Genomic DNA, 17,994 nt, shown 5'->3' with positions numbered 1-17,994 from the left:
CGGCAACACCGCTGTCATATTTAAACTGATCAATTTGGCCAGTATACACAGTAAATTATTCGCTTTTTTTCTCCGGTTAATCGGGAAGAAGCATTTTTTAAAAACGCTGCTGGCCACAGGCAGGCAAAATTTCTATAGTAGCCCGGAACCAACCACTAAGGTATACAAATTTTGTATAGTGGATAAACGCCTGGTAAACGGCCATCCTGTTTTTACCCTGCAATCCCGCGCGGGGAGAGGGCGGAAGCATATTCTGTATTTGCATGGAGGCGCTTATGTACAGCGCTTTACCTCTCATCACTGGTCATTTATGACCGAATTAGTAGCAGCCACACATTGTACCATTTCAGCGCCGGACTACCCGTTGGCGCCGGACTTTACTTTTGAGGATACGTTTAATATGATCCTGGCGCTTTACAGGGAATTACTTGAAAAAGTAGCAAAGGAGGATCTGATTATTATGGGTGATTCTTCAGGCGGTGGCCTGGCATTGGCTTTATGCCAGTTATTGGTAAAAGAACGGCTGCCGCAGCCGGGACAGCTGATCCTGCTTTCGCCGTGGCTGGATATCAGTCTCAGTAACCCTGAAATACACGAAATTGTTACGGAGGACCCCTTTATGGGGCTGGAAGGGCTTTTACAGGCCGGCAGGATTTATGCCGGCAATGCGCCGCTGGACCACTACCTGCTTAGCCCCATCTATGGTTCATTTAAGGGATTGGAGCACATCTCTGTTTTTGTAGGGACCCGGGAAATCCTGGTGGCAGACGCGCGTAAACTGAAGAAAATGATCGATCCGGAAGATGTACAGTTTATTTATGTGGAGTATCCGGGTATGGTTCACGACTGGATGCTCATTAACTTACCTGAATCCAAACAGGCACGGCAACAGATCATTTCCATTATTGAAACCGGTGGGTTATAAATATGGAGCAACCAAATCCAATAAAATAAATATATGACCCATGCTAAAATAAGCGGCTAAAATTTCGTTACTTGACGGGAATTTCAACGAAAATCGATCGAACCCATGCACGAAGATATAGCCTCGTACAAGCCGGAAGCAGCTGTGAAACGGAGTTTACACATCAGGATCTTTACCAATCTTACCTTCTGGGTGCTCATCGCCATTATCGCCGGCGTATTACTGGGCAGCCTGGCGCCGGCCACCGGCGTGAAGATGGAAATTATAGGAAAAACCTTTATCGATATTATCAAGCTGTTTATTGCGCCGATTATTTTCCTGACCATTGTTTTGGGCATCAGCGGAATGGACGATCTGAAAAAAGTGGGTCGTATTGGCGTTAAATCGCTTCTTTATTTTGAGGTAGTTTCCACCATTTCACTGGCCGCCGGTGTGTTGATGGCCTTATTGATCAAGCCGGGAAAAATTGATAAGTCGAGCCTGCAAATTGAAAATGCTTCCAAATATACTTCCGGCGCAGCAAAGAGTTTCGACTGGCTTTCCTTCTTCCTGAATAATATAACGCTGCAGGTATTGGTAGCCGCTATCATCATCGGGGTATTGCTCAATTACTCGAAATACCGGCTGGCAGTAATCAGGGGCCTGGGTAAACTCTCCAAATTGGTTTTCAAGGCACTGAAATATGTGATGTACCTGGCTCCGCTGGGCGCTTTCGGAGGAATGGCCTATACCGTTGGAAAGTTCGGTTTGCACACATTGGTACCATTGGCCAAGTTAATGGGCACTGTATACCTGACGATGGCCGTTTTTATTTTCCTGGTACTCGGCGGTATTTTGAAGTATTATAAAATGAGCATCCTGCGTTTTCTTAAATATATCAGGGAAGAGCTTTTACTGGTGCTGGGCACTTCCTCTTCAGAATCGGCTTTGCCTTCTATTATGCTGAAGCTGGAGAAAATGGGTTGCAGTAAATCGGTAGTAGGACTGGTGGTGCCAACCGGCTATTCCTTTAACCTGGATGGGACTTCTATTTACCTGTCGATGTCCGTCATTTTTATTGCACAGCTGTATGACGTACATCTCACTATCGGGGAAATCCTCACTATTATAGGCATACTGATGGTTACCTCGAAAGGCGCCGCTGGCGTAACCGGCAGCGGGTTTATTGTATTGGCTTCCACACTTACGGCTATTCATAAAATTCCGGTAGAAGGACTTGCTTTCCTGTTGGGGGTAGATAAATTTATGAGCGAAGCGCGCGCCATCACTAATATCATCGGTAATGGCGTGGCTACGATCGTTATTGCAAAAAGCGAAAAGGAGTTTCATCCTCCGGCAGATGATGCCGTGGCATATACAGGGGAAACCTACTAGCAGTTATCTCATTCAACGTTATCTACTTTATTAATCTCATAAGTAAATGATCGAATGTCGCTTTATCTTTTATCACATTTTTGAAAAATACGGCATCTACCTGTTCAACGATATGATAAGCCTCTTTTAGTATTTGTGTGCCTTTGCTGGTAATTCTTAATTGTTTCGCACGACTGTCGACAGGATCTTTTACCCTTTTTATGATCTGTTTTTTTTCTAAAGCCATTAAAACTTTAGAAGTCATCATTTTATCGGTATTAGCGTAATCCGCCAATTGCTGCTGGGTAACTGTTTTTTCTTTTCTACTTAACCAGTAAAGGCCTGCCATTAAAGAAAATTGAGTTAGCGTGAGCCCCATCTTTCCAAGTGCCCTGTTCATGCTTAACTGCCATTGCATGGTCACCTGCCATAGCAGGTACCCGCTGTTTTCTTCTGGTTCTACATAGGAGAATATCTGATTTTGTTTATCCATACTATCAACCTTCTTTTGTTTCCTGTAATGTAATTGAATAGCCATCAGGATCGGATATAACGAGGATTCTTCCAAACGGCGTTGGATGGATATCCTTGACAATAGAAATTTTCTCCCTGTTTGTCTCCAAAAACACGTCCAGGTCGCCTATTGCAAACCACAGGGCTACTCCCCAGCCAAGCAGGTTTGCTTTGGAAAGTTCAATCATAGGCTTTCTGATAGCGAATGCCGCACCATTTTTTTGTTCAAATACTATTGCGTCGGGCGGCGATTTTAAAACCGGCTTAAAATTCAAAATTCCGGTATAGAATTTTCCGGATACGTCGAGATCACTCACCTGGAGTGAAACAAAGGAGAGTTGTGTTGGATTTGACATTATATCAAGTTTAGTAGTTGCGACTACTAAATTACGAACTTTATTTGAATTGCCAACTTTTGTTCAGCAAAAGCATTGAGCAACTCAACGGATCAGCAGGTATTTTATAAATGGAAGCGTGATTTGAGGAGGAGCACAAATTTCTAAAGAAACAGCCGGCCCTGATATGGAGAGCCGGCTGTTTTCATTCATCAGTTTATTTTTACCCGGGCTACTTTGCCATTAATGCCTTTGCTCGGTATAAGCGTTACCACCACAAATCCATCTTCATAGCTTCGTTCAAAAAGATTCACCAAATACTCAGGCGACTCCTTTTTTACATTAATAATGCAGAAGTCATCGTTCACAGAGCCGTCTGGTAAATCAGATGCCCTGATGGTACAACCAGGCCTTACATTATATAGCCTTAAGGAACGGATTCCATTATTAGGTACCGGCTTGAAATCCTGGCCGGAAAAGTCTTCTACTGTTTGTACAATGTTCTCGGTGGCATTGTTGCCTTCATAAAAAACGATAAGACCCATTTGATTAAATTTTGAGGATGAATAATAAATAAATAATTACCTGATAATCCTGCAGGATATAAGTTTAGGAGCCGACGACGGTGCATCAGCGGGCTTTAATGATTTGCATGGAAATGAATTAGCATAACAGCGTACAGGCAGGGAATGCCACGCGGTTAACAACTATAACAATAAATGATCAATGAAAAAGGATCCGGGTTTTCTGGTTTTCATATATGGTTATTTTCACGGTGATGAAATTAATAAGAATATTCATCATTAAAAAATATTATCAGCATTCCTAACGGGATATATAGCAATGTTTGATAGCTGTTTATTTTTTTATAGAAATCACTTATTATCATTATTTTTAAGTTAAGTAAACAGATAGTAATGAAAAGAACAGAGTGGTTCAACAGGATATTCCCCGTTATTGAAGATAACGGCATACTGCCAGGTATTATTGAACGGCTTAGCGGAACGCCCGCCCGCATAGAGGAGATCATCCGCACAACATCTCCTGAATTACTAATTATAAAAACAGGGGAGAAGTGGAGTATCAATGAAGAAACAGGACATCTTGCAGATATGGAACCGCTATGGCTTGGCCGTTTGGAAGATCTTATCAACGGCGCCACAGAACTGAGAGTAGCAGATTTAACCAACCAGAAAACACATACTGCCAATCATAATGCAACACCCGCCCCTGTATTGCTGCAACAGTTCCGGGAACAACGGCAACAGCTGGTCAGCCGTCTCTGGAGCCTGAACGATGAGCAGCTGACAAAATCAGCGTTGCACCCGCGCCTGAAAACGCCCATGCGGATCATCGACCTGGCTTATTTTGTGGCAGAACATGATGATCACCACCTGGCCGGCATCCGGCAACTGCTCAGATAGAACAGGCTGGTAGCCGCGACTTACGACTTACATTTCCGGTTTCATAACAAACTACCGGTTACCCATAAACGTTAAAATGCAATCCTATGCGTAAATTATTATTGTTGCTTATCGGTGTATATCCTCTTTCCCTCCAGGCCCAGGATCACTTTGAGCTGAACGGAAAGGTAGATGGTTTGCATAATGGCGACAAAATTTATCTTGTTTACCAGGTGGAAGATCAACGGATCACAGATTCCACCATGGTGACAGATGGCCGCTTTGTTTTCAGGGGAAAACTGGAATACCCGGTTTACACCAGTTTATTCCTTAATCAAAATCCCTATGTGCAGCGACTGGCAGCCGGCCAGCAAATGGACTACGTGAGGCTATACCTGGAACCCGCCACCTTTACCGTGGAATCCCGGGATTCACTGAAGAACATTGTGATCAAAGGCTCGCCTGTAAACGATCAGCAGGCGGTGCTTCGGTCCATGCTGAAAAAAAATGATGAACAGTTTGCCGCGCTGACAAAAGAATTTGAAGCGCTGCCGGAAGCCCAACAGAAAGACAAAAAAGTATATGATGCTTTCGTAGCGCGCGAAAACCAGCTGCTTACAGAGTCGTACCAGATTCACCTGGAGTTTGCCCAAAAGCACCCGGCATCTTATCTCAGCGTGGTGAGTCTTACCCAGGCAGCCGCCCATCCGGGAATGGCCGCAGCAGCAGGGAAGGCATATGAAGGCCTGGTCCCTCATCTGAAAAATTCTCCCCTGGGAAAAAGAATCCCGGTGTTACTCGCCTCCAGGGCAAATACAGAAATGGGCAAACTGGCGCCCGACTTTACACAGTACGCTCCCGATGGCAAAGCCGTGAAGCTCTCCTCGTTCAGGGGCAACTATGTATTGCTTGATTTCTGGGCCAGCTGGTGTGGCCCCTGCCGGAAAGAAAACCCCAACGTACTGAAAGCCTACAATAAATACAAAGAGAAAGGGTTTACTGTATTGGGCGTATCGCTGGACATGCCCGGCCAGAAAGACGCCTGGCTGAAGGCCATAGAAAGTGACCAGCTGACGTGGCCACAGGTGTCGGATCTCAAAGGCTGGGATAATGTGGTGGCGCAACAATACGGCATCCGCTCCATTCCCGCTAATTTCCTGATCGATCCCTCCGGTAAAATCATTGCGCAAAATCTCCGGGAAGATCACCTCCAGGAAGAACTTGCACGGATCTTTAAAGAGAACAAACAAGGCAGTTTATAATTGAACAATTACTGTCCGGAAGCGGACAATAAATGTGATTTAAATAGTTGTAGGTAACTGGTTATGAATAGATTAACGAATTGGCGCTTTCTTTGGTCATCCGTTTCCACTTCTTAACCGGTAAATTTTCGTTTATGTTTAAAAGTTATTTCAGGGTTGCATTTCGTAATCTTTGGAAGAACAAAGAATTTTCTGCGATCAATATCCTGGGCCTGGCCATCGGCCTGGCTACCTGTTTGCTCATCATGATCTACGTACTCGATGAGCTGAGTTACGACCGGTTTAATAAACAGGCAGACCGTATTTACCGCGTGGATGCGGATATTAAATTTGGAGGCACCCGTTATGATGTGGCCACCGCCACCGCACCAATGGCGGAAGCGCTTAAACAAGACCTGCCTGAAGTAGAGCAGGCCGTCCGCTTCCGTGACTACGGCGGCTTCCTGGTTCGCCTGGATGCCAGGAATATAAAAGAAGAAAAGGTGATCTATGCAGACCCCACCTTGTTCAATGTGTTTAGTCTACCCCTCATAGCCGGCGACCCGGCCACGGCATTAAAGCAACCCAATACCGTAGTGGTAACGGAAAAGGTGGCCCGCAAATATTTCAACAGCACCGATGTGGTAGGTCGTAACCTGCTCATCAATGACAGCGTTAATTTCCAGATCACGGGCGTATTGAAAGCACTGCCCGGACAATCGCATCTGCAGTTCGATTTCTTTGCTTCGCTGGCAGGATCGGAAGAAAGCCGGAGTTCCAATTGGCTCAGCAATAATTTCAATACCTATATACTTTTAAAAGAAGGAGCAGACCCCGGGAAAATGCCCGCCAGGCTGGACCAGATGGTCGATAAATATATCGCGCCACAGATAGGATCTGCTATGAATACATCTATGGAAGATTTCCTGAAAACAGGAAACTATATCCGGTATAGTCTTACGCCGCTCACCAGCATTCATTTATACAGTAACAAAGGATATGAGCTGAGTCCCAACAGTTCCATCCAGTACGTTTATATCTTTTCCGCCATCGCCATGTTCATCCTGCTGATTGCATGCGTTAACTTCATGAACCTCTCTACGGCGCGTTCCGCCAACCGTGCAAAAGAAGTAGGAATCCGTAAAGTACTGGGTTCTGTGCGCACGCAACTGATTGTGCAGTTTATCACAGAATCCATGCTGATCAGCTTTATCGCTTTAATCATCGCATTGGGTATTGCATGGCTGTTAATGCCTTATTTCAATGAGCTGGCGGGTAAAGAAATGAGCATCGGGTTGCTGACTACGCCCTGGCTGATGGCTGCGCTGGCGGGTATAGCTGTCCTGGTAGGATTGCTCGCCGGCAGTTACCCTGCCTTTTTCCTTTCTGCGTTCCGGCCGGTGCTGGTGCTGAAAGGTACTATTGCGGCAGGTTTCCGGACGGGCATGTTACGTAATTCATTGGTGGTATTCCAGTTCAGTATCTCCATATTCCTCATTGTAGGCACAATGGTTATTTACAATCAGCTAAGCTATATCCGTAATAAACAACTCGGCTTTAACCGGGAGCAGGTGATGATTATCCAAAACACGCATACACTGGGTGGCCATGCCAGGTCCTTCAAACAGGATGTACTGGGAATGAACGGTGTGGATGGAGCTACTATGACTTCCTATCTGCCCACCTCATCTCTTCGCAATGATAATCCTTTGTTCCTGAAACCAATCCCTGACCAGGAAAGCGCGATCTCTATGCAAACATGGTCGGTAGACGATCAGTATATTCCTGTACTGGGCATGAAAGTCATAAAGGGCCGGAATTTTTCGAAAGATTTTCCTACAGACTCGCAGGCGGTAGTGATCAATGAATCGGCTGCAAGGCTGATGGGACTTAAAGATCCGCTCAACCAAAAGATATATGCATTCCGTGATGACGCACAGAGCAAGGAAATGGATGCCTATACGATTGTAGGCGTGGTGAAAGATTTTAACTTCAATTCCCTGCGGGAACAGGTAACGCCGCTGGCGCTTTTTCTCCGCGATAACCGGGGCAGTATGGCGCTCCGCATTAAGGGCAATAATATTCCGCAGCTGATTGCGCAGATGGAAGAAAAATGGAAGCTAACAGTTCCTAACCAGCCATTCAGCTATTCTTTCATGGACGATGATTTTAATGCACTCTATAAGTCGGAGAACAGGATGGGCAGAATTTCCCTGTCCTTTTCGGTGCTGGCCATCTTCATCGCCTGCCTGGGGTTATTCGGACTGGCGGCTTATGCCGCAGAACAGCGTACCCGTGAAATAGGCATCCGGAAAGTATTAGGCGCTACCGCCACCAATATCGTAAACCTGTTGTCGAAGGATTTCTTAAAACTCGTGATGATCTCCATCCTGTTTGCTTTTCCTGCGGGCTGGTGGGTGATGCATCGCTGGCTGCAGGATTTCGCCTACCGTATTACTATTAGCTGGCAGATCTTCGGACTGGCCGCGTTACTGGCGGTTATGATCGCCCTGTTTACAGTAAGTTTCCAGGCTATCCGCGCTGCACTGGCCAACCCGGTTAAAAGCTTACGGTCTTAAAAATAACTTGCGCATCCTCAATTTTGCGTCTCATCAGGATCGGCCGTTTCGTCGAGGTTATCTTTTCCGGAACCCCGGCGTAGCTGCACTTTGGGATTGCTCTGCGTGCCGGTAACGTTGAAGGGTATACCGAAGATGCCAAACGGCGGCAGTCCGAGGCGGCCTTTCAGGTTCAGTTTTCCGTCAAGACTAACCTGTCCCTCAAAGCGGGGGCGGAAGCCGGCAACCCGCATCTTTGTTCTGGCAATGGTGATGATATTATTATTGATGGTCGACTTAATATCTATTTTAGAGAGGTCGGGATCTTTCACATCATCTTTGCCGGTGGAGCTGCTCACAGCATTGAACAGTTTAAAGCCTTTCATCTTTATTTTCTTTACTGACAGCACGCCTTCTCCTTTCAGAGAAGGGTACACCGGGTGCATGTTTTCATCCAGCTTGCCGCTAAGCTGGTAATCGAGCCCCACTATGCCGCTGGCGCTGGCAGCGGAAGAGGCGATATCATGAAAGAGCTTTATTTCGTTATATGCCCGTTTTATATCAAATTCTTTTGCGTTGATGTGATAGTCGAACGTGGCTTTCTTAGGCTGAATACTTACATACGTGGCTTCCATTTCTACCGGTGCGCCAATAATAGAGAAGCCCGTTTTGCTCAGGCGTACTTTATTGCTGTCTACATTGAGTTGCCCGCGGAAGCTGTCGATGGCGATGCCCTGGAAGTTTATTTTATTCACGGCTGCATTCAGTACCAGCGCCAGGTTGGCGGGGACCATTACAACGCCGCTGGGCGTAGTGGCGGGTTTGCCGGTGGTTTTCGTGTCACCGTTAACCATCAGTTCATCCACCAGGATGTAGTTGCTTTTCAGATCGAATGTACCATGCAGGGTTTGATTTTTCAGCGTAGCATAACCGATTACATTGCTGAGAAAGCCATTCAGTGTAATAACCGATTTGCCATAGCTGGCATTAAACTGATCGAACCACATTTTGTCCTGGTCGAAACGGAAAACACCGTTTTTAATATTGAATGGCAGGGGGAATAGTTCGGCGGTTAGAATAATGTTCTTTACCACCAGCGAGCCTTTATTGTTTAATTTACTGTACCTGCCGGCGGTGGCGTCGCTTTGCGTGCCGCGCAGCGAGAGGTCGGTTTTTATAAAGCCCTGTACATCGTAGCCCCGCAATGCAAACACCTTATATATTTTGCCGAGGTCGATGATACCGTTGGAAGTAATATTATACCGGAGATCATCAAAGTTATTGAGATCGGCTTTTAGCATGAAGGGTTGTCCTTCAAACTCAAAGGCTACCGGTTTGAGATCTACCTGTAAAGAACGCATGGTGCCGGTGGTATTGGTAATGGTGGCATCCACATTTATTTTCTGAACAGGATGGGGGTAGTATTTCGTTTGTACGGTACCGTTATTCATAGCCAGTTTGGCGGTGGTAACGGGAAACAGTCTTTTTGCCGGTACATAACTGCCTTTGGTGACGATGTTGATATTCAGATCGCCGGTCACATCCAGGCTGTCCATTTTATAAAACTGTTTGATATCGCCGAGGTGCAGTACAGACGCGAGCTGTGCATCAACCACCGGTTCCTGGGCATTGTGAAGCCGGAAGAAACCTTTGATATAGTTACTCAGCATATCCGCATTGATATCGGCAATGTTGAGGTACGTATGTGCGTAGTCGTTATCCGGGCAGCCGGCGTCCACATTGAAGCTGATATTATTGAGCGCCTGCGGCATGGATGTAAATTTGAAGTAGCCATTCCGCAGGGTGGATTTCAGGCTGAATGCGGGAACGCTGGTGATCACGGTATCCGCCTGCTTGCGGAAGCCGCGGTATACAACGCCTTTGGCATACCTGCCATCGGCCTGCAGGTGCGCCTGCAGCCTGCCTTTCATGTCGAAAGATTGTCCGCCTATTGCCTTGTTCCATTTTTCCAGGTCGATGTCGGTATTCAGTTTTACGTGAATGTCTGGTGTGGTAAGTCCCTGTACACGGATCACGGAGCTGAAATAATCTTTATCAATATTAAAGAAGATGGAATCCACATTGATATAAAGACTATCCATATTGAGTTGTGGCAGTCTCGACTGGAAATTGAGAAAGAGGTGCTTTATGGGTGCAGGGGCTTTATCGTTGGTGATGACACCTTCCCTTACTTTCATATTGAAGGTTACATCGGGCATGGTGTTGGTTTCCGCGATGTATTGCCCGATCAGGCTGGCATTCACATCGGCAGTTCCCTGGATGTCTGTTTTATCCATCCAGGTCACGTATTCGGCGGGGAGTGCGCTGAAAATGGCATGTAGACTGGATTCCATCGAACTAAGACGGAAATCCATCCGGTAGCCGTTTTTCAGGAATCCGAAGGAGCCGTTTAGTCGTACCGGCAGCTCATTCAGCTTCAGGTCATTCTTCTCAAAAATCAGGTCAAGGGAGTTGGTGTTGATCTTGGTGATCAGTTCTCCATTTAATTTCTTCGACAGGATATAGGAGGTACCTGCATAGGTAAGGTCAAAGGCGCCGATGCGTACCCGTGAGTGCAGGTCGAACTGCGCTTTGCTCAGATCGCCTTTACCGGTATAGTTCACATCTTTGGCCTGGATGTACATGGGCAGGGACTGGTCGTCATAAATGATGTTGCAGTTTTCCAGCTGTATGCGTTCTATTTTCAGGGAGGCGCTGCCGCTGTCGGCCTTGCTGGCGGCGGTGGCTGGCGCGGATTTGTACACATTATAATTGGGATGTCCTTCCGCATCTACCAGTACATGGATATCTCCGCGGGTCAGGTAAATTTCATCGATGTTAATGGCGCTGGAAAAGATGCTGGCCAGGTTCACGCCAAGTGCCACCTCATTGGCCGCTATCAGGGTATCCTGTTTAAAAGGAGCGGCGCCCTTTAAGCTAAAATCGTAAAGGGTAAGCGTCAGCGAGGGGAAGTGGTTGAAAAACGACAGCCGCGCGCGGGAGAAGTTCAGATCCCCGGTAATGCTGTTATTGGTCCATGTTTTTATTTTATTGGAGATGGCCGTTGGAAAAAGAACGGGGAGCAAGAACAATAAAAGAAAGATTGCAGCAATTGATATTGAAATAATTTTCAATGTCTTTATAGCTGTTTTTTTTACGAAAGCATTGCGCATGGCGTTCCGGAGATATATAGCGGTTATGGTTACGCGCTAAAGGTAGTTATTTTTTATGAGCCCGCTTAAATTGGGCGATGCTCCGGAAACAACAGGCGCTCCTGGTGGAAGGAGCGCCGGAATGGAATTACCCTTTTAATATCTTCGCCTTCTCTTCGTCAAATTCAGCGGCAGAAAGAATGCCTGCATCCAGCAGCTCTTTCAGATCCAGTAAGGCTTGTTTCTTATCTGCCATGCTTTTCCCGGCAGGCGCACTGGCCGGAGCTGCCTCGTTTTTCGGGACTTTTGCTTCGGGAGAATTATAACTGAGCAACAGGGCGGCAATTTCATTATAGCCTTTTATAGAGGCGTAATCAATGGCCTTTTGTTCTTTAGTATTAACAACAGATACATCTGCATGTTGTTCCAGCAGGTATTTTACGATATCCTTTTTACCATTGGAAGCGGCGTAATGCAGGGCGGTATTCCCTGATTCATCCTGGATATTTACATTGGCGCCGCGTTCCAGCAACAGCTTTACCATGCTGAGATGGCCGTTTTTAGCGGCTACGTGTAACAGGCTTTCGCCACCGTAGCTATAAGTGTGATTGAGGGTGAAGGCGCTGTCCATAGAAAGACTGGAAGCGCTTTCCACCCAATCCAGGTAGCTGTTCATACTGGCGGTATCTGCGGAGAGCGGCTGACTGAAATTAACATCAATGCCCTTATCCAGGAAAAGGGTGACGATCTCTTTTTGATTATTGGCGCAGGCGTACCAGATCGGGGAAAGACCATTTTTAGAAGTGATCAGCACATCGGCGCCGTGTTGTACGAGCAGGTTGGTGAGTGCCCGGTTGGTATCATAGCAGGCGATCAGCAGTGCCGATTCCCCCGCGTGATTGGTATGGTTTACGTTGGCATTATTCTGAATCAGCGCATCGGCCATTGCCAGGTTTTTGGACCGCACCGCTACTATGAGGGGGCTGTCGCCGGCTTTATTGGTGGTATTCACATCCGCGCCATGATCAATGAGCGTTTGCACCACTTCTTTATTGCGCCAGGCGGAGGCAATGAGCAAAGGTGTTTCGGCCTGGTTATTTTCCAGGTCAACAGTAACGCCTTTTTCCAGGAGTTTTTCTATCAGTTCCTTCTGACCGGTTTTAGCGGTGAGGTGTAACAGGCTGTTTCCCTGGAGATCGTTGATATCAATGCGGGCGCCTTTTTCCAGCAGGAACAGCGCGGTTTGTTTTTGTTTTTGCAGACAGGAAAAGTAGAAGGGTGTTTCCCCGTTATGATCTTCGTAGTCGAGATCCGCACCGGCGTCCAGCAACAGCTTTGCTATATCCAGGTAACCGTGATGCGCAGCGTAATGCAGGGCAGTCCTTCCTTTCTCATCGGTATAGGCTACATCTACCTCGTTGTTGGCAAGTAAAATTTCTGCTATTTTACGTTTGCCGCTTTCACAGGCAATAATAAAAGACATGGACATGGTACTACGCTTTATTTTTTAAAAGTAACTCTACTGTTTTTGATTTCAGGTTATCCTGACCGGCAAGGTCTATTGGCCGCTGATCGAGATCGTTGGTGGCATTTACATCTGCCCCGTGTTCTATCAGCAGTTTTGCCTTGCGGTAAAGTTGCCTGGCCGCTTCCTGTTCATAGTTTACATTGTAGGCGCATACTTTATGAAGAAGGGTATTGCCTTCGTTATCCCGGCGGTCAATTTCTATCGCACCTGTTTCCAGCACTGCCTGTAAAACATCTGCAGCGTGTTCCGCGATCCAGTCCAGCGCTGCTTTGTCTTTTGCATAGTAGGGAGAGGTCTGGTAAATATCGGCGCCGTCGCGGATCAATGCTTTCAGCAGCTGTACTTCCGATGGAGAGCCTTGTCTGCGCATACGCATAGCGCCACAAAAAACGGTTTCCCCGTTTTTGTTGGCAATATCGAAATCCACGGGAGCATAGGCCGCCAGCTTTTCATACCGTTCTGCATTACATACCTGGTGTACAATGGCCGCATAGAAAGCTGTTTCGCCGTCCTTTCCCGGCTGATTCAGGTCTGCTCCGTTTTGCAGCAGCAGGTCTATATATTTTTCCTGCCATTTACTGATGGCCAGATGCAGTGGCGTTTCCTGTACAATATTTCCTGCATTGGGGTCTAATCCTTCGCCGATAAGATATTCCAGGTAAGCCACGCCTTTATCTTCCTTGATGGCATACTCACGGACGATCTTATACAGGTAGTTTTGATCGTAATTATCTTTGTAATGAACATTACAGCCAGCGGCTACCAGTATTTTAATATGTTCAATGGGAGCGGAGTTGTCAAAGGCAACACTTAACAGTGTTTTATCCTGGAGGGCATCGTTAATATTATCCAGTTTTCCAACGAAGGAAGTAAGAAAGTCCAGGTCTGCCGGCTCAGTGCCCAGGTATCTGAACAGGCTGGGGAAGATCGTCTCATCAAATTTTTCATACTCATAAATATCCGTTTCTATGATCCGGTCTTTTACCAGGGTATCGATGAGTTCAAAGGCTTTAGCCCTGATGAGTGTATCATAGATTTGTTTTTTGTCGTAAGATGAAAGGTCTTTGGGTAATTTTTCACCTTGATCGATCCGTTCTTTTGCTGCCGACAGGTTGCCTCTTTTCAGCGCATCTGTCAGTGGGTTTACTTCGTACATAAGCCTGGTTTACTTTTTTTTGGGTGCTTTGGGTCAATTTTCCTGCCAAATATACGATAGGATTGCTAATAGCAAAACATGGCAACCTGCATCATTAAAACATAGAAAATTGTTAATAATTGAGGCCACGCTTGCTTATGTTTCTATCCTGTCTTAGATTGAGATGGAAATGAGCAAATTTTTACAAAGGATATTTATATTGATAGTATTCGTCTCGCTTCACCTGGTGTCCACCGGGCAGGTGCGGGTTCGCGGTACTGTATACGACCGTACGGCCCGTTTCGGGATGGCGGGCGTAAGTGTGAAGAGCAACTCCGGCGCAGGTACTGTTACTGATTCCGCGGGTCATTACACCATTATATTGCCTGTCAGTGATTCTATCAGTTTTTCCTACCAGGGGAAAGCCACTATGAAATTTGCCGTAAAAGAGATCCCGGTTAACCGCACGTTCGACATGAGCCTGCATGTAGATATTCATTCTTTACGTGAAGTAGAAGTATCCGCCGCGCGGCCGCGCAGCTACGGGCAGGATTCTGCAGAGTTCCGCAACGAATACCGCAAAGTGTTTGACTATTCGCCGGAGTACCTTACCAGTGGCGGCAGTGGAATGGGCGCCGGCATTAACCTGGATGCGCTATTCAGCATGAAAAAAATTAAACGGATGGAAAACTTCAGGCGTTTCCTGGAACGGGAAGAACGCGAGAAGTACATCGATCACCGTTTTAATAAAGCACTGGTAAAGAAGATCACCGGGCTGCAATCGCCGGCGCTGGAGGTTTTCATGGTAGAATACAGGCCCAGCTATGAACTGCTGCTGAGTTTTGAAACAGAATACCTGTATTATAAATATCTCAAAGAGTGTGGTAAATATTTTTCCGAGAAATGGGAAATAGAACATCCGGTTAACAAAAGCCGCAGGAATAATATCCTTTTTCAATGATGGGCTACCGCTAACATTGTTAGCCGTAGCCCTGCAACTATCTTACTCATATCCATTCTTCAGCACCAGCACCGCTCCGGGAACAGCCGTGAGAGAAAGGAATCCATCTTCCGTACTATTTATTACAAATCCTTTATTGCTGGCAGCAAAGAAAGTTTTGAACGGCAGCTTTAAGCGGGTTTGTCCGCCTTTTTCCGCAACAATTTTTACTTCATCCACCTGTCCGCCATCTTTCCTTGCACTTACCAGGAAAGCGCCTTCTGTGCGCAATTGCTCGAATGATACATTATTCCATGCGGCTGGTATGGCGGGCATGATTTCTATAAAGCCGGCATAGCTTTGCAGCAGCATTTCCTGTAGTCCTGCGGCAAAGGCAAAATTACCTTCCAGTGTAAATGGCCGGTACTGGAATTTCGACAATCCTGATTTGGTTTGGTCGCCGTTCAGGTGAAAACTATTCACAGAGCAGAAGGCGCGGGCAAAGGTTTGAAGGTCTTTCGCCGCACCGGCGCCGTCTTTCGCACGTGCTTTGATATTGCCCATCCACGCGTAGGAGTAGCCGCACCAGTAATCCGGCCCGATACTGTCCGCCAGGTGTATGGTGTTTTTGATAATCGTTTGTGCTTTGGCGCCATCTTCCCATTTGATCAGTCCCAGCGGATGAATGGCCATCATGTGGGAGAAGTGGCGGTGCGACTGATTATACGCCATACTGGGCGCAAACATCAGTTCATTGCCGGGAGAGAGGGAGAAGTCGCCAAACTCCGAAAGTATGTTATTCCAGTGCGCGGCCTCGCTGCTCAATCCCAGTACGGTGGCCAGTTCTGCGGCTTTGCTGAAAGTGAATTTCATCAGCGCCAGGTCGTAGTTGGTATTTTGCAGGAACCAGGCATCCAGGCTATTATCGTTTATTTCGGGGCTTGAACTTATCTTCAGTTTGCGGTGTCCGTTGTTGTCTTTAACGGTAATATTTTCCAGGAATGAGGCGGCGCCTTTTATCCAGGGGTAGGCTTTTGTTTTCAGGAACTGCTTATCCATGCTGTAGCGCCATTGCAGGTAGTAGTGCTGGGCCAGCCACGACGAAACGGTAGGAGAGAGCGAGTACTGGATCCAGCCGCCCATTTCAGTGCCATCCAGCGTGGTAACGCCTGGTACAGCAAGACCGTCTGCTCCAAAATACATTTTGGTATAACGTTGATAATTTGCTTTGTTGGCTTCGAGGTGATTAATATATCCCATTGCTTCTTCGAGGTGATTGGCGCTATAGGAGGGCCAGTAACTGAGCTGGGTGTTGAGATCGTGGTGGTAGTCGCCTTTCCAGGGCGCAATGCGGCCGTTGTCGGCGGTCCATACGGCCTGGAGGGAAATGGGCGGCGCATTTTTTCTGGCGGCGGAGCCAAACTTATATTGTTCGAGGTACCATTGTTTTTCGAGTAAGGTATCCGGCACACGAATAGCGGATTGATGCCAGAAGTGTTGCCACCAGCTGCTATGCGTTGCCAGTTCTTTGTTGAAATCATTGGCAGCGGCTTTGGCGGTTACCTTTGCGGCGAGTTCATTAACCGGTTTACCGGGATATTGTGAGGAAATACTCCACACGCCTTCTATAGTAGTAGCGTTTATTTTTTTCCAGCGTACATTGATTTCATATTTAAATCCGCCCCAGCCTTCCTGCTGATAGGTAATGCTGTTGCCGGTTTGCCGGATGCTGCCTTGTTTGTAGCCGAGCCTGGACAGGTCGTCGCCGCCCACCGGATCCGCTACATTTTTCACCGCGCCCTGGTATTGAGGAGCCAGCAGTTGCGGTGCAAAATCAGCGTTTACATTTTCAAAACGAAACCATCCCAGCGGCTTTACGGCGTCTACAAAAGTTTTCATGCGTGCGCCGCCGGCCCATGTTACTTCACATACTGCGTTGGAAAGGGTAAGATGAACAGATTGTACGGCGCCCCAGTTCCTGGTGTCAAATTCCAGCGCACCTCCCGGTATTTTTGAAGGCGCGGCTTCCTGGTCGTAAGGTGCATCGAGGTATTGCTGAACGGGTTTGTAGTCTTTTTTATTAACCTGGTCTATTACCCATTGGTAGCTGAATTCTTTGCGATGCAGTCCTTTCATGGGACGCATGTCCCAGAGGTCGGCCCTGTCCAGCGAAAGTCTCAGGTGATCATCTTTTTGCCAGATGAGCGCACCCAGCAAACCATTGCCAAGTGGTATGGCTTCATCCCAGCGGGTGGCCAGTTGACTAAATTGCAGATCATGTTGGGAAGATTGGCCGGCGCTGGTTAATGCCAGCAGCGAAAGCGACAGTGCCGCAAGGAGTTTGTTCATCTGTTCTGTTTAATAATAGGATACTATAGCACAAACAATTTAATACTTTAAACTAAAAAAGCAAAGCGCCTTCGTTATGAGGGCGCTTTGCTTTTTATATCTCCAGGTTTACACTTCCGAGCTATCAATCACCGGTGCGCCCGCTATTTTCTCTACAACAGCTGCCGGTAAATAAGGGCGGCCTCCGGATGCCGGGATACAGGTGCCTGTAAAAACCGCTTTGGTCATCACCTTTCCATTGAGAAGGATCGATTGCTTGAAATGCAGTCGCGGCCCGCCGGACGGATCCGCAAACAACGTACAGGTAACCGTGAACTGATCTCCCTTCTTCAGTGATCTTAAAAACTGAATCTTATAACCTGATAAAACCATATAAACACCATTCCTGGCCTGCTCCTCAAAATCAAAACCGAGTATTTCGCGGATATAGTCGTGCCGGCAATACTCCATGTAGAAAGGATAATACAGTCCATCCATAATATCCTGTACATCGATATGCTCTTCTTTTGCAACGTATTCCTTTGTGTATTCCATTATCTGTTTAAATTTGGTTATTTTACAA

14 protein-coding genes are annotated in these 17,994 nt (G+C 46.8%); 6 read left to right on the top strand and 8 right to left on the bottom strand.

From position 1 onward, the window contains the following. Positions 1-34 precede the first annotated feature (34 nt). Positions 35-925 (top strand): alpha/beta hydrolase, encoded by an 891-nt coding sequence (locus tag V7S65_RS10195; RefSeq protein WP_336388342.1) that lies wholly within the window; start codon positions 35-37, stop codon positions 923-925. Between the two features lie 105 nt (positions 926-1,030). Beyond that, positions 1,031-2,299: a cation:dicarboxylate symporter family transporter gene (locus tag V7S65_RS10190; protein WP_336388343.1), complete on the top strand. Its 1,269-nt coding sequence runs from the start codon at positions 1,031-1,033 to the stop codon at positions 2,297-2,299. A 22-nt stretch (positions 2,300-2,321) separates the two neighbouring features. Here V7S65_RS10190 and V7S65_RS10185 read toward each other — a convergent pair whose 3' ends face one another. From V7S65_RS10185 to V7S65_RS10175, 3 genes are all read right to left on the bottom strand, one after another. Next, positions 2,322-2,816, bottom strand: coding sequence for a MarR family winged helix-turn-helix transcriptional regulator (locus V7S65_RS10185; RefSeq protein WP_339545634.1), 495 nt, complete (start codon positions 2,814-2,816; stop codon positions 2,322-2,324). Beyond that, entirely contained in the window at positions 2,776-3,147 is a 372-nt protein-coding gene (locus V7S65_RS10180) for a VOC family protein (protein WP_111578395.1), read from the bottom strand. Before V7S65_RS10180 ends, V7S65_RS10185 begins: the two co-directional genes overlap by 41 nt. A 191-nt stretch (positions 3,148-3,338) precedes the next feature. After that, positions 3,339-3,671: a hypothetical protein gene (locus V7S65_RS10175; RefSeq protein WP_111578394.1), complete on the bottom strand. Its 333-nt coding sequence runs from the start codon at positions 3,669-3,671 to the stop codon at positions 3,339-3,341. Between the two features lie 372 nt (positions 3,672-4,043). Here V7S65_RS10175 and V7S65_RS10170 point away from each other — a divergent pair, with 372 nt between their 5' ends. The 3 genes from V7S65_RS10170 (at position 4,044) to V7S65_RS10160 (ending at position 8,349) form a co-directional block, all read left to right on the top strand. Then, positions 4,044-4,550 (top strand): DinB family protein, encoded by a 507-nt coding sequence (locus V7S65_RS10170; RefSeq protein WP_336388345.1) that lies wholly within the window; start codon positions 4,044-4,046, stop codon positions 4,548-4,550. Between the two features lie 86 nt (positions 4,551-4,636). Beyond that, positions 4,637-5,791, top strand: coding sequence for a TlpA disulfide reductase family protein (locus V7S65_RS10165; RefSeq protein WP_336388346.1), 1,155 nt, complete (start codon positions 4,637-4,639; stop codon positions 5,789-5,791). Between the two features lie 134 nt (positions 5,792-5,925). Then, positions 5,926-8,349: an ABC transporter permease gene (locus tag V7S65_RS10160; RefSeq protein WP_336388347.1), complete on the top strand. Its 2,424-nt coding sequence runs from the start codon at positions 5,926-5,928 to the stop codon at positions 8,347-8,349. A 17-nt stretch (positions 8,350-8,366) separates the two neighbouring features. Here the strand turns inward: V7S65_RS10160 and V7S65_RS10155 are convergent, their stop codons facing one another. The 3 genes from V7S65_RS10155 to V7S65_RS10145 all read right to left on the bottom strand — a co-directional run bounded on the left by V7S65_RS10155 (position 8,367) and on the right by V7S65_RS10145 (position 14,164). Further along, positions 8,367-11,501 (bottom strand): AsmA family protein, encoded by a 3,135-nt coding sequence (locus tag V7S65_RS10155; protein ID WP_336388348.1) that lies wholly within the window; start codon positions 11,499-11,501, stop codon positions 8,367-8,369. A gap of 127 nt (positions 11,502-11,628) precedes the next feature. Next, positions 11,629-12,969: an ankyrin repeat domain-containing protein gene (locus V7S65_RS10150; RefSeq protein ID WP_336388349.1), complete on the bottom strand. Its 1,341-nt coding sequence runs from the start codon at positions 12,967-12,969 to the stop codon at positions 11,629-11,631. Positions 12,970-12,973: 4 nt separating this feature from the next. Then, the gene (locus V7S65_RS10145; protein ID WP_079472192.1) at positions 12,974-14,164 is read right to left on the bottom strand and encodes an ankyrin repeat domain-containing protein; all 1,191 of its coding nucleotides are present in this window, start codon (positions 14,162-14,164) and stop codon (positions 12,974-12,976) included. 199 nt (positions 14,165-14,363) lie between these two features. Here V7S65_RS10145 and V7S65_RS10140 point away from each other — a divergent pair, with 199 nt between their 5' ends. Next, the gene (locus V7S65_RS10140; protein WP_336388350.1) at positions 14,364-15,104 is read left to right on the top strand and encodes a hypothetical protein; all 741 of its coding nucleotides are present in this window, start codon (positions 14,364-14,366) and stop codon (positions 15,102-15,104) included. Between the two features lie 42 nt (positions 15,105-15,146). Here the strand turns inward: V7S65_RS10140 and V7S65_RS10135 are convergent, their stop codons facing one another. Then, entirely contained in the window at positions 15,147-17,432 is a 2,286-nt protein-coding gene (locus V7S65_RS10135; protein ID WP_336388351.1) for a glycosyl hydrolase family 95 catalytic domain-containing protein, read from the bottom strand. A gap of 108 nt (positions 17,433-17,540) precedes the next feature. Then, complete coding sequence (locus V7S65_RS10130) at positions 17,541-17,966, bottom strand: acyl-CoA thioesterase (RefSeq protein WP_336388352.1); 426 nt, start codon at positions 17,964-17,966, stop codon at positions 17,541-17,543. Positions 17,967-17,994 lie beyond the last annotated feature (28 nt).

Source organism: Chitinophaga sp. CCNWYY40 (genome assembly GCF_037483205.1).
Lineage (GTDB): Bacteria > Bacteroidota > Bacteroidia > Chitinophagales > Chitinophagaceae > Chitinophaga > Chitinophaga ginsengisegetis.
This window is presented reverse-complemented; position numbering and strand designations above follow the sequence as displayed.

What these genes read in the sequence shown, in the direction of transcription:
- V7S65_RS10185 (WP_339545634.1), bottom strand. Translation starts at nt 2,816, where the DNA reads ATGGCTATTCAATTACATTACAGGAAACAAAAGAAGGTTGATAGTATG.
- V7S65_RS10145 (WP_079472192.1), bottom strand. Translation starts at nt 14,164, where the DNA reads ATGTACGAAGTAAACCCACTGACAGATGCGCTGAAAAGAGGCAACCTG.
- V7S65_RS10135 (WP_336388351.1), bottom strand. Translation starts at nt 17,432, where the DNA reads ATGAACAAACTCCTTGCGGCACTGTCGCTTTCGCTGCTGGCATTAACC.
- V7S65_RS10130 (WP_336388352.1), bottom strand. Translation starts at nt 17,966, where the DNA reads ATGGAATACACAAAGGAATACGTTGCAAAAGAAGAGCATATCGATGTA.
- V7S65_RS10160 (WP_336388347.1), top strand. Translation starts at nt 5,926, where the DNA reads ATGTTTAAAAGTTATTTCAGGGTTGCATTTCGTAATCTTTGGAAGAAC.
- V7S65_RS10175 (WP_111578394.1), bottom strand. Translation starts at nt 3,671, where the DNA reads ATGGGTCTTATCGTTTTTTATGAAGGCAACAATGCCACCGAGAACATT.
- V7S65_RS10150 (WP_336388349.1), bottom strand. Translation starts at nt 12,969, where the DNA reads ATGTCCATGTCTTTTATTATTGCCTGTGAAAGCGGCAAACGTAAAATA.
- V7S65_RS10155 (WP_336388348.1), bottom strand. Translation starts at nt 11,501, where the DNA reads ATGCGCAATGCTTTCGTAAAAAAAACAGCTATAAAGACATTGAAAATT.
- V7S65_RS10180 (WP_111578395.1), bottom strand. Translation starts at nt 3,147, where the DNA reads ATGTCAAATCCAACACAACTCTCCTTTGTTTCACTCCAGGTGAGTGAT.
- V7S65_RS10165 (WP_336388346.1), top strand. Translation starts at nt 4,637, where the DNA reads ATGCGTAAATTATTATTGTTGCTTATCGGTGTATATCCTCTTTCCCTC.
- V7S65_RS10170 (WP_336388345.1), top strand. Translation starts at nt 4,044, where the DNA reads ATGAAAAGAACAGAGTGGTTCAACAGGATATTCCCCGTTATTGAAGAT.
- V7S65_RS10190 (WP_336388343.1), top strand. Translation starts at nt 1,031, where the DNA reads ATGCACGAAGATATAGCCTCGTACAAGCCGGAAGCAGCTGTGAAACGG.